This is a genomic window from Polaromonas sp. YR568 (genome assembly GCF_943372955.1).
In the GTDB taxonomy this organism is placed as follows: Bacteria; Pseudomonadota; Gammaproteobacteria; order Burkholderiales; family Burkholderiaceae_C; genus Polaromonas.
This window is the reverse complement of record NZ_CALSAL010000002.1, coordinates 249,747-270,279: the sequence shown is the minus strand read 5'-3', so window position 1 is coordinate 270,279 and position 20,533 is coordinate 249,747. Positions and strand designations below refer to the sequence as shown.

17 protein-coding genes are annotated in these 20,533 nt (G+C 65.0%); 8 read left to right on the top strand and 9 right to left on the bottom strand.

Translation table 11 applies throughout. From position 1 onward, the window contains the following. Positions 1–10: 10 nt before the first annotated feature. Genes AAG793_RS07155 through AAG793_RS07135 form a run of 5 tightly spaced genes read right to left on the bottom strand, consistent with a single transcriptional unit; the run spans position 11 to position 5,845 of the window. Complete coding sequence (locus AAG793_RS07155) at positions 11–1,105, bottom strand: ionic transporter y4hA (protein ID WP_341906137.1); 1,095 nt, start codon at positions 1,103–1,105, stop codon at positions 11–13. A 17-nt stretch (positions 1,106–1,122) separates the two neighbouring features. Continuing rightward, positions 1,123–2,403, bottom strand: coding sequence for a M20/M25/M40 family metallo-hydrolase (locus AAG793_RS07150; RefSeq protein WP_341906134.1), 1,281 nt, complete (start codon positions 2,401–2,403; stop codon positions 1,123–1,125). Then, complete coding sequence (gene uraD, locus AAG793_RS07145; protein ID WP_341906131.1) at positions 2,400–4,175, bottom strand: 2-oxo-4-hydroxy-4-carboxy-5-ureidoimidazoline decarboxylase; 1,776 nt, start codon at positions 4,173–4,175, stop codon at positions 2,400–2,402. The genes AAG793_RS07150 and uraD overlap by 4 nt, the downstream gene beginning before the upstream one ends. Before the next feature lie 3 nt (positions 4,176–4,178). Further along, positions 4,179–5,183, bottom strand: a complete 1,005-nt coding sequence (puuE, locus tag AAG793_RS07140) for an allantoinase PuuE (protein ID WP_341906129.1) — start codon at positions 5,181–5,183, stop codon at positions 4,179–4,181. Continuing rightward, positions 5,180–5,845, bottom strand: coding sequence for a GntR family transcriptional regulator (locus AAG793_RS07135; protein ID WP_341906126.1), 666 nt, complete (start codon positions 5,843–5,845; stop codon positions 5,180–5,182). Before AAG793_RS07135 ends, puuE begins: the two co-directional genes overlap by 4 nt. A 99-nt stretch (positions 5,846–5,944) precedes the next feature. Between AAG793_RS07135 and uraH the strand changes: the two genes are divergently transcribed. Continuing rightward, positions 5,945–6,298, top strand: a complete 354-nt coding sequence (gene uraH / locus AAG793_RS07130) for a hydroxyisourate hydrolase (RefSeq protein ID WP_341906123.1) — start codon at positions 5,945–5,947, stop codon at positions 6,296–6,298. Between the two features lie 102 nt (positions 6,299–6,400). After that, positions 6,401–7,429: a tripartite tricarboxylate transporter substrate binding protein gene (locus AAG793_RS07125; protein WP_341906120.1), complete on the top strand. Its 1,029-nt coding sequence runs from the start codon at positions 6,401–6,403 to the stop codon at positions 7,427–7,429. A gap of 166 nt (positions 7,430–7,595) precedes the next feature. On the opposite strand, the gene AAG793_RS07120 is transcribed toward AAG793_RS07125, so the two are convergent. After that, positions 7,596–8,123: a hypothetical protein gene (locus AAG793_RS07120; protein WP_341906117.1), complete on the bottom strand. Its 528-nt coding sequence runs from the start codon at positions 8,121–8,123 to the stop codon at positions 7,596–7,598. 190 nt (positions 8,124–8,313) lie between these two features. On the opposite strand from AAG793_RS07120, the gene xdhC reads away from it, so the two are divergent. Together xdhC and AAG793_RS07110 are read left to right on the top strand one after the other, a co-directional pair. After that, positions 8,314–9,174 (top strand): xanthine dehydrogenase accessory protein XdhC, encoded by an 861-nt coding sequence (xdhC, locus tag AAG793_RS07115; RefSeq protein ID WP_341906114.1) that lies wholly within the window; start codon positions 8,314–8,316, stop codon positions 9,172–9,174. A gap of 127 nt (positions 9,175–9,301) precedes the next feature. After that, positions 9,302–10,519, top strand: a complete 1,218-nt coding sequence (locus AAG793_RS07110; RefSeq protein ID WP_341906110.1) for a urate hydroxylase PuuD — start codon at positions 9,302–9,304, stop codon at positions 10,517–10,519. 18 nt (positions 10,520–10,537) lie between these two features. Here the strand turns inward: AAG793_RS07110 and AAG793_RS07105 are convergent, their stop codons facing one another. After that, a complete protein-coding gene (locus AAG793_RS07105) occupies positions 10,538–11,473 on the bottom strand; it encodes a LysR family transcriptional regulator (protein WP_341906108.1) in 936 nt (311 codons plus the stop codon). A 108-nt stretch (positions 11,474–11,581) separates the two neighbouring features. Between AAG793_RS07105 and AAG793_RS07100 the strand changes: the two genes are divergently transcribed. The 4 genes from AAG793_RS07100 (at position 11,582) to AAG793_RS07085 (ending at position 16,504) form a co-directional block, all read left to right on the top strand. After that, positions 11,582–12,670 carry a tartrate dehydrogenase gene (locus tag AAG793_RS07100; protein ID WP_341906105.1) on the top strand — a complete coding sequence of 363 codons (1,089 nt, stop codon included), beginning with the start codon at positions 11,582–11,584 and terminating at the stop codon, positions 12,668–12,670. Positions 12,671–12,803: 133 nt separating this feature from the next. Beyond that, positions 12,804–13,793 (top strand): tripartite tricarboxylate transporter substrate binding protein, encoded by a 990-nt coding sequence (locus AAG793_RS07095; protein ID WP_341906103.1) that lies wholly within the window; start codon positions 12,804–12,806, stop codon positions 13,791–13,793. A gap of 104 nt (positions 13,794–13,897) precedes the next feature. Continuing rightward, positions 13,898–15,067 (top strand): mandelate racemase/muconate lactonizing enzyme family protein, encoded by a 1,170-nt coding sequence (locus tag AAG793_RS07090; protein ID WP_341906100.1) that lies wholly within the window; start codon positions 13,898–13,900, stop codon positions 15,065–15,067. Positions 15,068–15,148: 81 nt separating this feature from the next. Beyond that, positions 15,149–16,504 carry a glycerate kinase gene (locus AAG793_RS07085; protein ID WP_341906097.1) on the top strand — a complete coding sequence of 452 codons (1,356 nt, stop codon included), beginning with the start codon at positions 15,149–15,151 and terminating at the stop codon, positions 16,502–16,504. Positions 16,505–16,521: 17 nt separating this feature from the next. Here the strand turns inward: AAG793_RS07085 and xdhB are convergent, their stop codons facing one another. After that, a complete protein-coding gene (gene xdhB / locus AAG793_RS07080; RefSeq protein WP_341906093.1) occupies positions 16,522–18,822 on the bottom strand; it encodes a xanthine dehydrogenase molybdopterin binding subunit in 2,301 nt (766 codons plus the stop codon). Next, complete coding sequence (xdhA, locus tag AAG793_RS07075; protein ID WP_341906089.1) at positions 18,819–20,447, bottom strand: xanthine dehydrogenase small subunit; 1,629 nt, start codon at positions 20,445–20,447, stop codon at positions 18,819–18,821. The genes xdhB and xdhA overlap by 4 nt, the downstream gene beginning before the upstream one ends. Positions 20,448–20,533 lie beyond the last annotated feature (86 nt).

The following is a 20,533-nucleotide window of genomic DNA, read 5'->3' as shown; positions in this document are numbered from 1 at the left end:
GGCCGGGGTATCACGGGACGATGGTGGTGAACAGGTACACCGCGAACAACACCAGGTGCACTGTGCCCTGCAGCACCGTGGTGCGGCCGGTTCCCAGTGACAGCGTGGCCACCAGCAGCGAGAGCAGCAACAGCACCGATGACTTGACGTCGATGCCCAGCGTGAGCGTCCAGCCTGTCGCCAAGGAGACGATGGCCACCGCCGGAATCGTCAGGCCAATGCTGGCCAGCGCCGAGCCGAGTGCCAGGTTCAGGCTGGTCTGCAGGCGGTTGGCCCGGGCCGCGCGCAGGGCCGCGAGACCCTCGGGCAGCAGCACCACCGCCGCGATGATGATGCCGACCAGAGCCGCCGGCGCACCGGCGGCTGCAACCGCGGCCTCAATCGTGGGCGCCAGCGATTTGGCCAGCAGAACCACGGCCACCAGACACACCAGCAGCAGCCCCGCACTGGCCATGGCTGCCCGCTTGCCGGGCGGCTGGGCATGCAGATCCTCATTGCTGCCCGCGTTTGGCGGCAGGAAATAGTCGCGGTGCCGCACCGTCTGCACCAGCACAAACGTGCCATAGAGCACCAGCGAAACAATGGCAATGAAGCCGAGCTGGCTGGGGCTGTAGGTTGGCCCCGGCACGCTGGTGGTGTAATTGGGCAGTACCAGCGTCAGCACCACGATGGCGGCCAGCGTGGCCAATGAGGCGCTGACGCCGTACAGGCTGAAGGTCTGCTCGCCGTGGCGGCTGCCGCCGGCCAGCAGACACAGGCCCATGATGCCGTTGAGGATGATCATCACCGCCGCAAACACGGTGTCACGCGCCAGCGCAGCGGTGGCAGCACCACCGGCCAGCATCAGCGAGACGATCAGCGCGACTTCGATCACGGTGACCGCAATCGCCAGCACCAGCGTGCCGTAAGGCTCACCGACCCGGTGCGCGACCACCTCGGCGTGATGCACGGCGGCGAGCACACAGGCCAGCAGACCGACCGCCACCAGCACTTTGTAGATGACACCCACGCTGTCGCCCAGATCCAGCGCCGTGCCAGCCAGCAGCAGGCAACCCACCACCGGCGCGACGATGGACCACAGCGGAAGGGCGGGGTGCTGTTTCATGCCAACCAATCCATCGTTCACTGCGGGCCCAGCAGATCCCGCAGCGTGCGGGCGATGACCTTGGTCGCACGGCGAAGGTCCTCCAGTGCCAGATGTTCGTCGGCACGCTTGGCATTGGACTCCAGCACGGTGCGCGGCCCGGCACCGTAGATGACGCCCGGAATGCCTGCTTCGGCATAGAGGCGCACGTCGGTGTAGAGCGGCGTGCCCATGGCGGGAATCGGCTGGCCGAACAGGGCTTCACCGTGGGTCTGAATGGCCTGCACCAGCGGCTGGTTGCCTGGCAGCGGCCGCATGGACCGGGCCAGCAACAGGCGTTTGATATCCACCGTGATGCCCGGGCAGGCAGCGGCTGCCTCGCTGATCACGCGGCGGATACTGGCCTCGACCTCCTTCGGGTTCTCTTCCGGAATCATCCGGCGGTCCAGCTTGAAGCTGACCTTGCCGGGCACCACGTTGGTGTTGGTGCCGCCTTCGATGCGACCGACATTCAGGTAGGGGTGGGTGATGCCTTCGACGCTGGAGGTGATTGTCTTGTAGGCGGTGTTCTGCGCGTACAGCGCATTCAGGATGGCGACCGCGCCCTGCAGCGCATCGACGCCGGTGTGCGGAATCGCGGCGTGCGCCATCTTGCCGTGCGCGGTGACTTCCATCTGCAGGCAGCCGTTGTGCGCAGTGACCACCTCGTAGGAAAAACCGGCGGCGATCAGCAGGTCGGGGCGGGTGAGGCCTTGGCGCAGCAGCCAGCCAGGGCCGAGTTCGCCGCCAAATTCCTCGTCATAGGTGAAATGCAGCTCCACGCCACCTGTGAGCGAGGCGCCCAGCGATTCGAGCGCACGCACGGCAAAGGTGAAGCTCGCAAAGTCGCCCTTGCTGACCGCTGTGGCGCGGCCGTAGATCTGCCCGTTCTCGATCTCGCCGCCATACGGGTCGTGCTGCCAGCCATCGCCAGGCGGCACCACATCGCCATGGGCATTGAGGGCAATCACCGGGCCGCTGCCGGGCGCTCCGTAAGGCCGGCGCACGATCAGGTTGGTGATGGACGCCATTCCGGCGGCCTGAACTTCGGCTGCAGGCACCGCGTGTTTTTCAGCCACAAAGCCAAAGGCCTGCAACAGCTCGGCCGTGCGGTCGGCATGCGGAGCGTTGTTGCCGGGAGGCGTGTCGGTCGGCACGCGGACCAGCTCCTGCAGGAAGCGCACTTCCTCGTCGAAGTGCGCGTCGATCCACTGGTCGAGCAACCTGTAGTCTTTGGGGTAGTCTTTGGCTGGGCCAGTATGGTTGGTCAAGGCGGTCATGAGGTATCACTGGCCAGTTGGGTCAGCAGATGGCTGAAGGCGGTGATGGCCAGCTGGATGTCGTCGCTGGTGCTGCTCTCCAGCGGATTGTGGCTGATGCCGGAGTTCTCGCCGCGCACAAACAGCATGGCCTGCGGCATCACCTTGTGCAGTTTCATCGCGTCGTGTCCAGCGCCGCTGGGCATGCGGTGCAGCGGCAGACCAAGCGCGCTCACGGCCCGTTCCCAGCGCTGCTGCCACACGGTGGCGCTCGGGGCGGCGGCAGCACGCTCGGTCAGCTCTGTGCTGCAGTGCACGCCGCGGCGCGCGCAGATGGCCTGCAGTTCGGCCAGCACGTCGGCGACCATCGCGTCGCGCTGCGCGTCGTCGGGTGCACGCATGTCGAGCGAAAAGTGACAGCGCCCCGGCACCACATTGATGGACCCGTTGGGCACCTGCAGCATGCCGATGGTGGCGACCAAGTCGCCATCCTGTGCAGCGCGCTTCTCCATGTAGAGGGCGAGCTCCGCCACGGCAACGGCGGCATCGCGGCGGCGGTTCATTGGCGTGGTGCCGGCGTGGCTGGCAGTGCCCACCATTTCGCAGAGGTAGCGCACGCTGCCGTTGATGGAAGTGACGATGCCCAGCGGAATGTTGAGCTCGTTGAGCACCGGCCCCTGCTCGATGTGGACCTCGACAAAGCCGAGGTAGTCGTCTGCCTTGCGGCGTATGGCCGGAATCGCTGCCGGGTCCAGCCCGGCCTGTTGCATGGCCTCGCGCATGGTGATGCCTGCCGCGTCTTTCTGGTCCAGCCACTCGGGCTTGAAGTCACCGGTGAGTGCGCCGGAGCCAAGAAAGGTGGCCTTGTAGCGCTGGCCTTCCTCCTCGGCAAAGCCCACCACTTCAATGTGGAAGGGCAGGCGCTCGCCGCGCTGGTGCAAGGCCTTCACGCAGGCCATGGGCACGAAGATGCCGAGGCGCCCGTCGTACTTGCCGCCATTGCGCACGGTGTCGTAGTGGCTGCCGGTCAGCAGTGTTTTGGCCGGGAGCGTGTCCGCGCGGTAAATGCCCACCACATTGCCCACGGCATCGATGCGCACCTCGTCAAAACCGCAGTCGCGCATGGTCTGGCTGATGAAGGCGGCGCAGGCGCGATGCGCGTCTGAGAGGTAGGTAACGGTCAGCTGGCCCTTCTCGGCATAGCCCGGGTCGCTGAACTGCGCCATCTGCTCATGCCAGTCCCACACGGCGTTGCCCTCGATGGGCTCGGCGCCGAACTTGTCGTTGATGCGCAGCTCGACCACGCGGTGGATGTTTCGCAGGTTTTCCTGAAGCTCGAACTCGGGGTGGTTTTGCAGGCGCCGGCTGAAGGTGTCGATGATCTGCCGCTTGTTCAGTCCGGTGCCACGCGGGCCACGCACGGCCAGGATAAAGGGAAAACCGAATTTGGCGTTGTAGTCGCTGTTGAGCTGCTGCAGCGTGGCGAATTCTTCGGGTGTGCATTGCGTGAGGCCGGCCTTGCCTTGCTCATGGCTTGACTCCGCCGTAAGGCTCTGGCTCACCATTGCCTTGCCGGCGAGTTCGGGGTGGGCGCGTATCAGCGCGACCTGTGCCTCGCGGCCTGCCTCAGCCAGCACTTGGACCAGGCTGTACTTGAGGTGTGCCAGCGATACAAAAGGGCGCACCTGGAGTGCCTGCTCAGCGACCCAGGGCGAGTGTTCATACAGCCCGTCGAGCAGCCTGAGCGCCTCATCGGCAGGCGCGGCATTGACCTGTGCAAGGGTGATGGCCATGCGTCAGTGCTCCTGCACGGGTGGATTGGGTTGATAGGGGTGGGTCGTCTGCCAGTGGCGCGCAATGTCGATGCGGCGGCAGACCCAGACCTGGTCGTGCGACTGCACATGGTCCAGAAAACGCTGCAGGGCGCGCAGGCGGCCGGGTCGGCCGAGCAGGCGGCAGTGCATGCCGATGCTGAGCATCTTCGGTGCGTTCTGGCCGTTCGGTGCGCCCTCGTTATAGAGCACGTCAAAGCTGTCGCGCAGGTAGGTGAAGAAGTCGTCGCCCTGCGAAAACCCCTGCGGCAGCGCAAAGCGCATGTCGTTGGCGTCCAGCGTGTAGGGCACCACCAGCCGCGGCACCACCGTGCCGTCGGTGCGTGTCACCGGCGTCCAGAAAGGCAGGTCGTCGCCGTAATAGTCGCTGTCGTACTCGGTGCGTCCGTCGTCGGCCACCAGGCGGCGTGTGTTGGGGCTGTCGCGGCCGGTGTACCAGCCCACGCCGTGGATGCGCTGCGTGTCGTCTGCCCGCGCGCCGGTGAGCTTTTCGATGGCGTCCAGCCCGAGGCGCATGTGCTCCCGCTCGGTGGCTTCGTCAATCTGCTGGTAGTTGATCCAGCGCCAGCCGTGGCAGGCAATTTCGTGACCCAGCTCCACAAAGGCGGCAGTCACGTCGGGGTGGCGCTGCAGCGCCATACCCACACCGAACACCGTCAGTGGCAACTGGCGTTTTTCAAACTCGCGCAAGATGCGCCACACGCCAACCCGTGAGCCGTACTCGTAAATGCTTTCCATCGTCAGGTGCCGGTCGGCAAAACTGGGCGGGTTGGCCATCTCCGAGAGGAACTGCTCCGAACCCGGATCGCCGTGCAGCACGCAGTTCTCGGCGCCTTCTTCGTAATTCAGGACAAACTGCACCGCGATGCGGGCCTTGCCCGGCCACTGCGGATGCGGCGGTGTGCGGCCGTAGCCGATCAGGTCGCGCGGGTAGTCGGGGTAATGGGGGTGGGGGGGGAGTGGGTTCATGACAGCGCCATGGAGATGTCGTTGCTCGGCACCTTGCGGTCGAAGGCGAGGTTCTGCTCGACATTCAGCAGGTGCTCGGTCATCAGTCGCACGGCCAGGGGTTCATCGCGCGCTGCCAGGGCCTTGATGATGTCGGCGTGTTCGTCGTGCGAGTGCTCGGCGGCGCTGTCGGTCTGGTACATCAGCGTGATGAGAGCGCAGCGCGAGATCAGCTCGCCCAGCATCTGCGCCAGCACCTCGTTGCCCATCAGCTCGGCCATGCGCACATGGAAGTCGCCCAGCAGCGTCGTGCGCACCGGCACATCGCCGCGCTCCATCGCGGCTTTTTCCTGCGCCACATGCTCCCTGAGCGCTTTGATCTTCGCTGGCGTCACCTCGCGCACAAAGGCGCGGGTCATTTCGGCTTCCAGCATGCGGCGCACCGCAAACACCTGGCGCGCTTCCATCACCGACGGCGCGGCAACGAACGCGCCGCGTGCCGGCTCGAGTCGGATCAGGCGGTTCTGCGACAGCTGGAACAGCGCCTGCCGCACCAGCGTGCGCGAGACGCCGAAGTGGTCGGCCAGCTTCTGCTCGGCCAGTTTGGTGCCGGGATGCAGCCGGTGCTCCACAATCGCTTTGGTGAGCGCCTCGACGATGGCGCGGGTGTTGGGTGACTCCATCGCCCGATGATAGCGGCAACCCGAAAATGTATACACTTTTGGTAAACCATTTCGACTCTTCTCGGCAAGTGCCGACACACCCTTCCACAAAGGACTGCCATGGGACTGAGCACACACGTACTGGACACCATGCATGGCACGCCTGCGGGCGGCATGGGCGTTGCCCTCTACACCACCGAGGGCGAGGCGGCGACGCTGGTCAAGCGTTTTGTTCTCAATGCCGACGGCCGCAATCCGGACGGGCTGCTCTATGACAGCGCCACGCTGAAGGTGGGCACCTACCGGCTGGTGTTTGAGGTGCAGGCCTATTTCCGCGCCAAAGGTGTGGCGTTGCCCGAGCCGGCTTTTCTGAATTGGGTAAGTCTGGATTTCGGTGTGGCCGATCCCCGGCAACATTACCATGTGCCCTTGCTGGTCACCCCCTGGAGCTACTCGACCTATCGGGGCAGCTGACAGGCCCGCCGTCGGCAGGTGAGGGTGTCACACCAAGGTCACTGGCGCCGGTGACAATCACTGTCGCCAGCTGACCTGGTTGGTTTTCTTTGCGTGATGTCCATGACCTTCAAAATTTCCCTCTCCACCCCTTCGTTCCCTCGCCGACTGGCCTTGCAGTGGGTGGCCTGCGCTGCCTTCGGTATTGCCGGCATGGCGCATGCGCAGAGCGCCGGTGCGGCCAACCCGGCCGGTGTTTATCCCGACCGCCCGGTCAAGATCGTTGTGCCGTTCGCACCCGGCGCAGGCACCGATGCCATGGGGCGCCTGGTTGCGCAAAAGTTGGGTGAGGCATTGGGCGGCACTTTCGTGGTCGAGAACCGGGCAGGTGCCTCAGGCGCCATCGGCACCCAGTTTGTGGCGCAGTCGCCCGCCGATGGCTACACCTTGCTGCTGGCCGCGTCGCCATTCACCACCGTGGCGGCATCGCTGCCGAGCGCCAATTACGACCCGCTGCGCCAGTTCACGCCGGTCGGCATGATTGCCAGCGGCCCGCTGGTCTGGGCCGCCAACACCAGCCTGCCGGCGAGCAACATGAAGGAGCTCGTCACGCTGGCCCGCCAGAAACCGGGCGCGCTCAATTACGGCTCGGCTGGCGCGGGTGGCGTGAACCACCTGGTACTGGAACTGCTCAAGTCGCGCACCGGCACCTTCATCACGCACATTCCGTATCGCGGCGTGGCGCCAGCCACCATGGACATGATTGGCGGGCAGATCCAGCTCATCACCGGCACTATTCCGGCGTTGTTGCCCTTCATCAAGGACGGTCGGGTCAAGCCGCTCGCCGTGACCAGCGCCAAGCGCTCCAGCGCCTTGCCCGATGTTCCCAGCATGGCTGAAGCCGGCTTGCCGGGGTTTGATGTGGTGAATTACTTTGCCCTGATGGCCCCTGCCGGCACCCCGCCTGCCGTGGTGAATACCATCAACGCAGCGATTGCCAGGCTGGTGGTGCAGCCTGATGTGGTGGCGCGCTTCAAGACCGATGCAGTAGAAGCCGCCCCCGGCTCACCCGCATTGCTCGGCCAGTTCATCGAGGCCGATTACCGTGCGTGGCGCAACGTCGTGACGACGCAGAATCTCAAAATAGATTGAAATTCCGCGAAGGGAATGCCCTTCGATACCTCAGGACGAACGGCGCGTAGTCAGCGACCGTAGAAGCCTGTCTTTGCCAGTGGAGCCGCGGAACCGGCTTTGCCGGGCCGCAGGCGGACGGCCCCTCGGGGGGCAGCGAACCACACGAAGTGGGGAGCGTGGGGGCCTAATTCTGCCCTTCGGTCAGCGTGTCGAGCTGGAATTTCCCGCTCTTGTGCCACAGCCAGGTGTCGGTGTAGACCACCCGGCCCATCTTCACCGGTGCAGGGAAGGGCGCTGCTTCACGGATGGTGCGCTCGATCTCGGCAATCACCTCTGGCGCGTGGCGCGGCGCGCGCATCCAGTCGAAGCGGGTGACGCGACCGACGCGGTCGATCTCCACATTCAGTACACCCACGGCGTAAAGCAACGGTGGCATACGGCCCTTGTAGATGCGGTCTGAATTCAGTCCGTAAATATGGCTGGCACCGTCTTCGCGGTAGGCGCGTGGCGTGCTGGCCGATGACCGGCGGGCGGAACCCTGCTCCTCGGGAATGGGCCCGATCACCGTCGGTACAGGCGCCGGTGCCGGGCTGCTGGGTGGCGGTGTTTCTGGCGCACTCTTGCAAGCGCTCACCAGGCTCGCGACCGCGCCCGATAAGGCGGCCAGCAGCCAGAAGCGGCGCGGGTTGGAGTCGGTGTCAGTGCGTGGCATGGTGGGGTCTCCGGTCGCTTCTGTGAGTCAAGTCAGTCGCCATTGTCGATACGCGCGTCTGAACCTCGCACGGGCGAGCATTCAGGAAGTGATGCTAAGGTCTGTCTGTTCTGATTGTCCTCCCTATTTTCCCGGCCCCGTTTCTTTCAGCCCTGTTTCTCCCGGCCTGGTGCCGCAACAGTTGTCACTTATGGTTTCACGTTGTTTCAGCTCTGCGGCAGAACGTTTCCTTTCGCTGGCGTCTGGCCCACCCTCGGTGCTTGTCAGCGTGGTGGCGACCGAAGGCTCGGTGCCTCGTGAGGTGGGAACGTGGATGGGTGTTTTTGCTGACGACCTGGTCGGCACGATTGGCGGTGGTCATCTGGAGCATGAGGCCATCGCCCGCGCCCGGGCCATGCTGCAAAGGGACACAGGCAAAGCTCAAGCCTTTGAGCCTGTCACCGTCAGGGTCGCACTCGGGCCGTCGCTGGGGCAGTGCTGCGGTGGCGTGATGCACCTGCGGTTTGAGGCGGTGCATGCCAGTGATGTGCCCGCGCTCGCGCAGCGGCTGGCTTCTGTGCACCGCATGCCGGTGGCGCTGTTTGGCGGGGGTCATGTGGGCCACGCGCTGGTGCAGGCGCTGGCGCCCTTGCCGGTGGCGCTCACTTGGATTGACAGCCGCGATGGGGTGTTTCCTGAGGTGGTGCCGGCGCAGGTGAAATGCGAGCACTCGGACCCGGTGCAGGCGGCGGTGCCGGGTCTGGCGCCACAGTCCCGCGTGCTGATCATGAGCTTCAGCCATGCCGAAGACCTGGACATCGTGGCCGCCTGCCTGCAGCGCCAGCGTGAGCGGGGCGACCTGCCTTTCATCGGCCTGATCGGCAGCCAGACCAAGTGGGCGAGCTTTCGGAAGCGGCTGGGGGCCCGTGGCTTTACCGAGGCGGAACTGGCGCAGGTGACCTGCCCGATTGGCGTGCCCGGCGTGGTGGGCAAGGAGCCCGAGGTCATTGCCGCTGCGGTGGCGGCGCAGCTGCTGCAGACCCGACAGACCGCAAAGCCGATAAACTCGTAGCCTCGGGCCGCAGCGGAGCCGCGGGGTTGTTCCTTCCAGAAGGAACGCAGCCCCTGTTGTTCGTGGCCTTGTCTTGTTCTGCTTACAGCGCCCGCAGTGGTGAGCAGGTTTGCATGGGTTGAGAAACATGGAAAGCTACCTTCTCGACTGGGCCAACCTGCTGCTGCGCTGGGTCCATGTCATCACCGCCATCGCCTGGGTCGGTTCCTCGTTCTACTTTGTCTTTCTCGACAGCAGCCTCACGCCGCCTGTTGATGAAGAACTCAAGCGTCAGGGCGTCAGTGGCGAGCTCTGGGCGGTACACGGCGGCGGCTTTTATCACCCGGTGAAGTTCGCAGTGAAGCCGCCGCAGCTGCCCGCTCACCTGCACTGGTTTTACTGGGAAAGCTACAGCACCTGGCTGTCGGGCTTTGCGCTGTTCAGCGTGTCCTATCTGTGGCATGCGGGCACCTACCTCGTCGACAAATCGCTGATGGATTGGTCGCCAGTGGCTGCCGGTGCGGTGGCGCTGTCGTTCTTTGTGGTGTTCTGGCTGCTGTACGACGGCATCTGCCGCGTGTTCGGCAAAGGCCCACGCGGCGATGCCTGGGTGGGGGCGGGCGTGGCGGTGCTGGTGGTCACCGCGTCGTGGCTGGCCTGCCACTGGTTTGCCGGGCGCGCCGCCTTCCTGCTGGTGGGCGCCATGATCGCGACCGCGATGAGCGCCAATGTGTTCTTCTGCATCATCCCCGGCCAGCGCAAGGTGGTGGCCGCGATCCGTGCCGGCGAGCCGGTCGACCCGGTGCACGGTCAGCGCGGCAAACAGCGCAGCGTGCACAACACCTACTTCACGCTGCCGGTGCTGTTTGCCATGCTCAGCAACCACTACAGCTTTGTCTGGAGCCATCCACAGAACTGGCTGGTGCTGGTGCTGATGATGGCCGCAGGCGCGGCGATCCGGCAGTTTTTTGTGCTGCGCCACGGCTACAAGCTGGGCCGCAACCGTCACCCTGCCGCCTATGCGGTGGCGGGTGTGGTGGTGATTGCTGCGGTGGTGCTGTGGCTGGCGCCGCAGGCTTCGCCGGCCGGGGCAGGTGGCGCTGACAAGGCCAAAGCTGCAGTCTCCTACGCCGAGGTGCAGACCGTGCTTGCGCAGCGTTGCTACCAGTGCCATGGTGCCGAGGTGCAGATGAAGAATGTGCGGCTCGACTCGGCCAGCGCTGTGAAAACCCACGCGCTGCAGGTCTACCAGCAGACGGTGGTGCTCAAGCTCATGCCGATGAACAACGCCACTGGCATCACCGATGCCGAGCGGCAGTTGCTCAGGCGCTGGTTTGAAGCGGGCGCCGAGATACCGCCGTCTTGATGCTGCGCTAGGCCCTGGCTACCACTCCACGACCAGCCCGGCCGCGCGGGTGGACGACTTCTCAAAGTGCGCCGCCAGAAAATCAACAAACGCACGCACCCGGGCCGAGGCCTGCAGCCGCTGCGGGTACACCGCATGGATGTCGGCCGGCGGCGTGCGGTAGCTCTCCAGCACCGGCTTGAGGCGTCCGCTGCGCAGGTAGCGGGCAATGTCCCACTCGGCGCGCATCACGATGCCGTGGCCGGCCAGTGCCCAGTTCACGGCGATCTCGCCGTCGTTGGTACTGAGCTTGCCGCGCACCTTCACCGCTTCGGTGTGCTTGCCTGACGACAGCCGCCAGGTGCCATAGGCCTCGTCACCCTGCCGGATGCCGATGCAGTCGTGGCGTGTCAGGTCGTGCGGCACTCTTGGCGTGCCTTGCCGCGCCAGGTATGCGGGTGCCGCGCACAGCAGGCGCCGGTTGGGTGCCAGGCGCCGTGCCACCACGCGGGCATCGGGCGGCTCGCCGAAGCGGATGCACACATCGAAGGCATCGTCGCTCAGCGGTGGCGGGTCCACAGACAGCTGGAGCTGGATCTGCACCTCTGGATGCAGCTTGATGAAGCCCGAGATCAGCGGCGCAATGTGGCTGCGGCCAAAGCCCAGCGTTGCGTTCACGCGCAGCAGACCCTGCGGGGCCGCCACTGCGCTGGAGACCAGTTGCTCCATGTCGTCGATGTCGGCCAGGATGCGGCGCGCGTGCTGCAGATAGGTCTCGCCCTCGGGTGTGAGGCCGACCCGCCGCGTGGTGCGGCTCAGCAGCTGCACGCCCAGGCGCGCTTCCATCTGCGCCAGGCGTTTGCTCACCGCCGGTGTGCTCACCTCCAGCTCGCGTGCGGCTGCGGAAAAACTGCCACAGCGGGCCAGCAGGCTGAAAAAAGCCATCTCGGAGGGAGCAGAAACAGGGGTGGACATTGTTAATTCAAAGTAAACAATAACTTAACTCTAACGACTTCCATTGACTCGGGCAATGCCTAGACTGCGGGTATCGCAGCAAAGCTGTTCACTACCCAGAGACACCGAATGAAGACGTACAAGATTGCCTGCATTCCCGGCGATGGAATTGGAAAAGAAGTGGTTCCCGCTGGCCAGCAGGTGCTGGAGGCACTGGCCGCCACGCAACAGAACTTCCGCTTTGACTTCACCACCTTCGGTTGGGGTGGCGACTGGTACCGCGCGCACGGCGAGATGATGCCGCAGGACGGCCTGGACGCCCTGCGGCATCAGGATGCCATTCTGTTCGGCTCGGCAGGCGACCCGCACATTCCCGACCACATCACGCTGTGGGGTTTGCGCCTGAAGATCTGCCAGGGCTTTGACCAGTACGCCAACGTGCGGCCCACGCGCATCCTGCCCGGCATCGACGCACCGCTCAAGCGCTGCGGCCCGAAGGACCTTGACTGGGTCATCGTGCGCGAGAACTCGGAAGGCGAGTACGCCGGGGTCGGCGGCCGCGCGCACCAGGGCCACCCGATTGAAGTGGCGACCGATGTGTCGATGATGACGCGCGCCGGTGTCGAGCGCATCATGCGCTACGCCTTCAAACTCGCGCAGTCGCGGCCACGCAAGCTGCTGACGGTGGTCACCAAATCCAACGCCCAGCGCCACGCGATGGTGATGTGGGACGAGATTGCGCTGCAGATCAGCAAGGAGTTTCCGGATGTCACCTGGGACAAGGAACTGGTCGACGCCTGCACCGCCCGCATGGTGAACCGGCCTGCGTCACTGGACACCGTGGTCGCCACCAACCTGCATGCCGACATCCTGAGCGACCTCGCCGCCGCGCTGGCCGGCAGCCTGGGCATTGCACCCACCGGCAACATCGACCCCGAGCGCCGCTACCCCAGTATGTTCGAGCCCATCCACGGTTCGGCTTTTGACATCATGGGCAAGGGGCTGGCCAATCCGGTAGGCACCTTCTGGAGCTGTGTCATGCTGCTGGAGCATTTGGGCGAGAACGCCGCCGCGCAGGCCCTGATGGTCGCCATCGAGAACGTCACCGCCGACAAGGCCCTGCACACCCGCGACCTGGGCGGCACCGCCACCACGGCGCAGGTGACGCAGGCGATCTGCGACGCGGTGGGCCGCCAGCCCTTGCGTAAGGCGGCCTGATTCTTTTCACCTTTTTTCTTTCCCCTTTTATTCCAGAGGCCTTTCACCTTTTTCCTTCGCGTGAGACTGGCGAGCCTGCATGATGGGCGCGGACCAGTGAGTTCCCCAGAAAAATCCATTTAGGAGACAAGCAATGACAAGCGTCATGAAAAACGGCATCAAGAAGTGGTTCGGCATTCTCTGTGCAGTGGCGGCGCCTGCTGCCATGGCGCAGCTCCCCGCTGCAGGCACCCCGGTGTGCCCGGACAAGAACCTGTCGTACTGGCAGGCCTTCCCGCCGGGTGGCGAGTCGGATCTGTCGGCACGGCACCAGCAGGTGGTGCTGAAGAAAAAATGCGCGGCGATTGAAACCATCATCCAGTACAAGGCCGGCGCCGGTGGCGCGCTGATGTGGTCGCAGATGAACCAGCTACCCGGTGACGGCGTCAACGTGGTCGGCATCAACCTGCCACACATCGTGTTCCAGCCGATCGAGGGCCAGGTGCAGTACAAGACGCAGGACATCACGCCAGTGTTCTGGTTCCACTACACGCCTGACATTCTGGTGGTGCCAGAGCAGAGCCCGATCAAGAACTTCGCCGATTTCATCAAGGCGGCCAAGGCATCGCCCGGCAAGCTGAGCCTGGGTGGCTCCGGCCAGAACTCGGCCAACCATGCGGCGCATGAGCGCATGAACGCTGCATTTGGCGTCAAAACCATCTATGTGCCGTTCAAGGGCACCGGCGATATGGCGACCTCGGTGATGGGCGCGCAGGTGGATGGTGCGATGACCTACACCGCGTTTGCCATCAACAACAAGACCCGCATCCGCCCGCTGGCCGTGGCGATGGAAAAGCGCCATCCGCTGATGCCTGATGTGCCGACCTTCAAGGAACTGGGTGTGGACTGGGTCGACGGCGCCTACCGCGGCATCGGCATGCCCAAGAGTACGCCGCCCGAGGCACGCAAGAAGATCTCCGACATGTGGATGGCCCTGAACAACGACCCCGAGATGAAAGAGCTGGCCGCCAAGAGCGGGTTCGAGCTGGTCAACGTGGGCGTGGACCAGATGGATGCGTTCATGAAGGAAAAAACGCGCCTCTACACCGACGGTGCACAGCTGCTCGGCCTGGGCAAGAAATAAGCGCCCGCGGCAATCCCCTGATTCCTTACCTGCCGTGGGCCGCACCCACGGCACTTTCTTTTTCTGATTTCTTTTTTGATTTCATTTCTGCCTGAAAGACGCCTGTGAAGATTGTTGACATCCGCGAATCGACCCGACCCATCCAGTCGAACATCCGCAACGCCTACATCGACTTCTCGAAGATGACGCTGAGCCTGGTAGCCGTGGTCACCGACGTCATCCGCGACGGCAAGCCGGTGGTCGGCTATGGCTTCAACTCGAATGGCCGCTATGGCCAGGGCGCGCTGATGCGTGACCGGTTTTTGTCGCGCGTGCTGGAGGCCAAACCCGAGACCCTGCTCGACGACACCGGCAACAACCTCGACCCACACCGCATCTGGGCCACCCTGATGACCAACGAAAAGCCGGGCGGCCACGGCGAGCGTTCAGTCGCTGTCGGCACCATCGACATGGCGGTTTGGGACGCGGTGGCCAAGATCGCCGGCAAGCCGCTGTATCAGCTGCTGGCAGACCGCTACGGCAACGGCGTGGCCAACCGCAAGGTGTTCGTCTATGCGGCCGGTGGTTACTACTGGGCAGACAAGGGCTTGCAGGGTCTCACCGACGAAATGCGCAGCTACCTCGACCGTGGCTATTCGGTGGTGAAGATGAAAATCGGCGGCGCCCCGCTTGCGGAAGACTGTAAGCGCATCGAGGCGGTGCTCAAGCTGCTCGGCCCGGGCCAGCGGCTGGCGGTGGACGCCAACGGCCGCTTCGACCTGCCCACCGCGATTGCCTACGCCAAGGCCATGTCGCCCTACAACCTCTTTTGGTACGAAGAGGCCGGTGACCCGCTGGACTACGCGCTGCAGGCCGAACTGGCCAAGCACTACGAAGGCGCCATGGCCACCGGCGAAAACCTGTTCTCCATGCAGGACGCCCGCAACCTGATCCGCCACGGCGGCATGCGGCCGGACCGTGACTGGCTGCAGTTCGACTGCGCGCTGAGTTACGGGCTGGTCGAGTACCTGCGCACGCTGGACATGCTGAAAGAAAACGGCTGGTCTGCCACGCGCTGCATTCCGCACGGCGGGCACCAGATGTCGCTGGCGATTGCGGCAGGCCTGGGACTGGGCGGCAACGAGAGTTACCCGGACCTGTTCCAGCCCTACGGCGGCTTCCCGGATGGCGTGGCGGTGAAAGACAGCTTTGTGATGCTGCCGGAACTGCCGGGCATCGGCTTTGAAGGCAAGGCGGACCTGTATGCGGAGATGAAGAAGCTCTCTGGCCAGTGACCAGACTGTGCGGCCGGGGTGACTGGCTACCCGGCAGTTACCGCCCGGTTACCGCGTCACAATACCGGCGGGAGACTTTTCATGACCGCACCCAGTTTCAGCGACCTGCATGCTGTTCGCGCCCAGCCCGGCGCCTTTCTCCGGCATCTTTTTGATACCGCCGTCACGCGCGCACTGCCGCTCCAGAGCACGGCCGCGCACCTGCCCCAGCCACCGACGCCAGCCAGCGGTGGCCGCACCATCGTGATCGGTGCCGGCAAGGCGGGTGGCTCCATGGCGCAGGCGGTCGAGGCACTCTGGCCCGCCGATGCGCCGCTGCAGGGCCTGGTCGTCACCCGCTATGACCACATTCCACCGCGGCCTGAAGGCCTGAAGCAGCGCATCGAGATCGTCGAGGCGGCCCATCCGGTGCCCGACGCTGCCGGCATGGCCGCCGCCGAGCGCATTCTGGCGATGGTGCAGGGTCTGACGGCCAACGATCTGGTGCTGTGCCTCATCTCCGGTGGCGGCTCCTCGCTGCTGACCTTGCCGGCCGAGGGCCTGACGCTTCAGGACAAGCAGCGCATCAACAAGGAGTTGCTCGCCAGCGGCGCCAACATTTCCGAGATGAACTGCGTGCGCAAGCACCTCTCGCGCATCAAGGGCGGGCGCCTGGCGGCGGCGTGTGCGCCAGCGCGCGTGGTCACGCTCACCATCAGCGATGTGCCGGGCGATGACCCGTCCATCATCGCCAGCGGCCCCACCGTGCCCGACGCCACCACCTGCGCCGATGCGCTGGCGATCCTCAAGCGCTACGGTATTGCAGTTCCACCGGTGATCGAGGCCGGTCTTCAGAGCGGTGCGCTGGAAACACCCAAGCCCGGCGATGCCCTGTTCACCGGCCACGAGGTCCACATGATCGCCACGCCCCGCCAGTCCCTGGACGCCGCTGCGGCTGCGGCGCGTGCGGCCGGTCTGCAGGCGCACATCCTGAGCGACGAGATGGAAGGCGAATCGCGCGAGGTCGGCAAGGTGCATGCGGCACTGGCGCGGGCGGTGGCCATGACCGGCCAACCCTTCAGCAAGCCCTGCGTGATCCTCAGTGGCGGCGAGACCACGGTGACGATTCGCAAGCAGCCCGAGGGCATGCCGAAGGACCAGCGGGGCCGGGGAGGCCGCGCCGGTGAGTTCTGCATGGGGCTGGCGCTGGCGCTGCAGGGGCAGCCCGGTGTGCACGCACTGGCGGCTGACACCGACGGCATCGACGGCATGGAAGACAACGCCGGTGCCTGCGTGGCGCCCGACACACTGGCCCGCGCCGAGGCAAAGGGCATGAAGATCAACAGCTTCCTGGACCGCAACGACGCCTATGGCTATTTCGAGCCGCTGGGCGATCTGGTGGTGACCGGCCCGACGCACACCAACGTCAATGACTTCCGGGCGCTGCTGATTCTTTAGGTTCGCGCTGGAACGCCTCAGGCATTCGTAGGGTTCTTCTCGTTCAGCGCCCGCAGCATATGCTCGGCGGTGGCCGGCGCCTCCAGCCTCACCAGGCCTTGGCGCCCGGCGCCCACCGCGTCGCGCAGCGCCTCGTACACACTAATCGCCAGCATGAAGGGCGGCTCGCCGACTGCCTTGCTGCCGAACACGTTGTCTTCGCGATTGGGTTCTGGCCACAGCTCTACCTTGAAGTGGTCGGGGATGTCGCCCGTGGCCGGAATCTTGTAGGTGCTGGGGGCGTGGGTGGCCAGCGCGCCTCTGTCTGTCCACACCAGTTGCTCGGTGGTCAGCCAGCCCATGCCCTGCACAAAGCCGCCTTCGATCTGGCCGATGTCTATGGCCGGGTTGATGGAGGTGCCGACGTCGTGCAGGATGTCGACCTTCAGCACGCGGCTCTCACCGGTGAGCGTGTCAATCGCTACTTCGGTGCAGGCGGCGCCATAGGCGAAGTAGTAGAACGGCCGGCCGGTGAGGGTGGTCTTGTCGTAATGGATTTTGGGTGTGCGGTAAAAGCCGTCGCTCCACAGCTGGATGCGGTTGGCATAGGCCAGCTTCACCACATCGGTGAAGAGGCGCGTGCCTTTGGGCGTGGTGACTTCACCGCCCTTGGCCCCCGCCGCAAACTGCACTGCACCAGCGCCGCAACCGTCGAGCCCGGCGACAAACTGCGCCAGGTTGTCCCGCACATGGCGCGCGGCGTACTGTGCGGCGCGGGCGTTCAGGTCGGTTCCGGCCGAGGCGGCGGTGGCCGAGGCGTTGGGAATCTTGCCGGTGTCGCTGGCGGTGGCCAGCACCTGCGCGAGCGGCAGGCCCAGCTCGTCGGCCACGATCTGCGCCACCTTGGTATGCAGACCCTGGCCCATCTCGGTACCGCCGTGGTTCACCTGCACGCTGCCGTCGGTATACACATGCACCAAGGCACCTGCCTGATTGAACAGCGTGGCCGTGAAAGAGATGCCGAACTTCACCGGCGTGATGGCGATGCCGCGCCGGATCACCGGGCTTTGCCGGTTCCATGCGGCGATGCGTGCGCGCCGCTGTGTGTAGTCCGATGTGCGCGCCAGTTGCGCCAGCAGCGGTTCGAGGATGTTGTCTTCCACCGTCATCTGGTAGTGCGTCACATTGCGTTCGGCCAGACCGTAGAGGTTGCGCCTGCGCACCGCCAGCGGATCCAGCCCCAGCGTGCGGGCGATGTCGCCCATGATGGTTTCGATGACGATCATGCCCTGCGGCCCACCAAAACCGCGGAAGGCGGTGTGGCTTTGCAGGTTCGTCTTGCAGCGGTAAGACGCGATCTCCACGTCTTCCAGAAAGTAGGCGTTGTCGGCATGGAACACCGCACGGTCGGCCACCGGGCCGGACAGGTCGGCGCTAAAGCCGCAGTTGACGGCCATCGTCAGCTTCAGGCCCTGCAGCCGGCCGGTGTCGTCAAAGCCCACGGTGTAGTCGTAAGCGAAGGGGTGGCGCTTGCCGGTCACCATGAAGTCGTCGTCGCGGTCCAGCCGCAGCTTGACCGGGCATCTGAACTTGCGGGCGGCCAGTGCCGACCATACCGCAAGGTGACCGGCCTGCGTCTCCTTGCCGCCAAAGCCACCGCCCATGCGGCGGCATTCGACGCGCACCGCGTGCTGGTCCAGCCCCAGTGCGTGTGCCACCCAGTGCTGCACCTCGCCGGGGTGCTGCGTGCTGGAATACACCAGCCACTGGTTCTGCTCCTGCGGCACGGCATAGGCCACCTGGCCTTCGAGGTAAAAATGCTCCTGCCCACCCACGTCGAGCGAACCGGTCAGTTTGTGCGGCGCTTGCGTCAATGCGCGCTCTGCATCACCGCGCCGCACAAACACTGGCGGCAGCACAAAGCTCCTCGCCTTCAGCGCCTCGCGCACGTCCAGCAGCGCGGGCAGGGGCTCGATCTGGCAGGTGACCCGCCGCGCTGCGCGCCTGGCCTGCATCACCGAATCGGCCACGACCAGCCCCAGCACCTGGCCGACATGCTGCACCGTGTCGCTCGCGAAGATCGGCTCGTCGTGCCCGAAGCTGGCCAGCAGCGGATCGCCCGGAATATCGCTGGCCAGGACCACGCCGCGCACGCCCGGCAAGGCCAGAGCGGCAGCGGTGTCTATGCCCAGCAACCGGCCGTGAGCCACAGTGGAAAGAATCGGCGCCGCATGCAGCGTGCCGCGGATCTCTGGAATGTCGTCCACATAGATGGCCGCGCCCGCCACCTGCGCGCGGGCGCTTTCGTGGGCTTGCGATTGACCCGCAGCGCGACTCACGACAGTTCCTCGTCGGTGATCTGCCGGGTGGTTGCAAGGTCAATCGCCTGCAGGCCCTGGCTTTCCAGCCAGTAACGCTGCAGCAGGTTGCCCAGCACCTCGCGGCGATAGGTGGCTGACGCGCGCATGTCGGAAATCGGCGAGAACTCGGCGCGCAAGGTGGCGATGGCGTTCTGCATGGTGGGCCAGTCCCAGGGCTGCCCGGTCAGTGCCGCTTCGGTCTGGCTCGCGCGCACTGGTGTGGCGGCCACGCCGCCTGCGCCGATGGAAGCCAACGCGACCACGCCGTCTTTAATTTGCAGGTTAATCGCCAGACAGACGGCGGAGATGTCGTCGTCATAGCGCTTGGAGATTTTGTAGATACGGCTGGCCTCGCCTGGTGTGGGTTTGGGCACCTTGATCCAGACCAGCACCTCGTCGGGTGCCATCACGTTCTGGCGGTAGCCGGTGTAGAGATTTTCAAGAGGCAGTTCGCGATGGCCGCGCACGCTCATCAGCACCACGTTGGCGTGCAGCGCAATCAGCAGTGGCATGCTGTCGCCAATCGGTGAGCCATTGGCCACATTGCCGCCCAGCGTGCCCGAGTTGCGCACCGGCAGGCCCGCAAAGCGCGTGGCAAAGCTGTGCAGCTGCGGGCGCTCTTTCACCAGCGCGGCAAACGCATCGGCCAGAGTCACAGCCGCGCCAATCGCGATGTGATGGGGGTAGTCCTCGATGCGGCGCAGCTCCCGCACCCGGGTCACATCCAGCACGCTGTCGAACTGCCGGTGCTGCTTGGTGATCCACAGGCCGACGTCAGTACAGCCGGCGACCAGTTGTGCGCCGGGGTGATCGGCGCGGGTTTTGAGCAGGGCGGGCAGGGTGGTAGGCGCGAGGTAGCTGGAGTCCAACGCTGGGCGTATTTTTGGGGCAGGCTCAGCCCGAACGGATTCCAGCAGTTTCAGAATACGTCGCTCGTCCACCGTCGCTTGCGGCAAGTCCTGCATCTGCTGCGCAGCATCCAGAATCGGCCGGTAGCCGGTGCAGCGGCACAGGTTGCCCGAGAGCTCTTCCTGCGCCAGCGTGCGGCTGACGGTCTGGCCCTTACAGATGTGGTTTTGATACATGCCAAAGAGGCTCATCACAAAGCCGGGTGTGCAGAACCCGCATTGGGAGCCGTGGCACTGCACCATGGCTTCCTGTGCAGGGTGCAAACCTGCTGCGCGAACGGGGGGCGTTGTTGCACGGTGCTCGAAATCCTCATGGACGTGGCTGTCCATTCCGGTTTCTGCGCGCCGTGCGCCTAGCCCGCCGTCCGCTCGCGACGGTTTGATCATCGGATCGACCGCCAGATCTTCTACAGTCCACAGCGCCATGCCGTCGATGGAATGGGCCAGCCGGATACAGCTGTTGATCGCGCGGTAATGAAGGCCATCGCCGGACACCCCGGGTTCGGCCACCACCACGGTGCAGGCGCCGCAGTCGCCCTCGCCACAACCTTCCTTGGTGCCGGTGCAGGCAAGGTCCTCCCGCAGCAGCTCCAGCAGGGTGCGGTCGGGTGGTACATTGGGCAGCGACACAAGCGCGCCGCGTCGGATGAAGCGGATGGTTTTCACTGAATTTGAGGCAGCAGAACGGTTCGCCATGCCAGACTTCCGGCACTTCTTTGGTATCAGGGTAATGCCGCCGGGCGGCCCCCGGCATACAACAGCGCGTATCAGCCGCATGGGTG

Excerpts from the sequence above, each read along its gene's own strand:
- AAG793_RS07125 (WP_341906120.1), top strand. The coding sequence starts at position 6,401 with ATGACCTTCAAAATTTCCCTCTCCACCCCTTCGTTCCCTCGCCGACTG.
- puuE (WP_341906129.1), bottom strand. The coding sequence starts at position 5,183 with ATGAACCCACTCCCCCCCCACCCCCATTACCCCGACTACCCGCGCGAC.
- AAG793_RS07085 (WP_341906097.1), top strand. The coding sequence starts at position 15,149 with ATGACCGCACCCAGTTTCAGCGACCTGCATGCTGTTCGCGCCCAGCCC.
- AAG793_RS07110 (WP_341906110.1), top strand. The coding sequence starts at position 9,302 with ATGGAAAGCTACCTTCTCGACTGGGCCAACCTGCTGCTGCGCTGGGTC.
- AAG793_RS07095 (WP_341906103.1), top strand. The coding sequence starts at position 12,804 with ATGACAAGCGTCATGAAAAACGGCATCAAGAAGTGGTTCGGCATTCTC.
- xdhC (WP_341906114.1), top strand. The coding sequence starts at position 8,314 with ATGGTTTCACGTTGTTTCAGCTCTGCGGCAGAACGTTTCCTTTCGCTG.
- AAG793_RS07120 (WP_341906117.1), bottom strand. The coding sequence starts at position 8,123 with ATGCCACGCACTGACACCGACTCCAACCCGCGCCGCTTCTGGCTGCTG.
- AAG793_RS07155 (WP_341906137.1), bottom strand. The coding sequence starts at position 1,105 with ATGAAACAGCACCCCGCCCTTCCGCTGTGGTCCATCGTCGCGCCGGTG.
- xdhA (WP_341906089.1), bottom strand. The coding sequence starts at position 20,447 with ATGGCGAACCGTTCTGCTGCCTCAAATTCAGTGAAAACCATCCGCTTC.
- AAG793_RS07150 (WP_341906134.1), bottom strand. The coding sequence starts at position 2,403 with ATGACCGCCTTGACCAACCATACTGGCCCAGCCAAAGACTACCCCAAA.
- uraD (WP_341906131.1), bottom strand. The coding sequence starts at position 4,175 with ATGGCCATCACCCTTGCACAGGTCAATGCCGCGCCTGCCGATGAGGCG.
- uraH (WP_341906123.1), top strand. The coding sequence starts at position 5,945 with ATGGGACTGAGCACACACGTACTGGACACCATGCATGGCACGCCTGCG.
- AAG793_RS07105 (WP_341906108.1), bottom strand. The coding sequence starts at position 11,473 with ATGTCCACCCCTGTTTCTGCTCCCTCCGAGATGGCTTTTTTCAGCCTG.
- AAG793_RS07100 (WP_341906105.1), top strand. The coding sequence starts at position 11,582 with ATGAAGACGTACAAGATTGCCTGCATTCCCGGCGATGGAATTGGAAAA.
- AAG793_RS07135 (WP_341906126.1), bottom strand. The coding sequence starts at position 5,845 with ATGGAGTCACCCAACACCCGCGCCATCGTCGAGGCGCTCACCAAAGCG.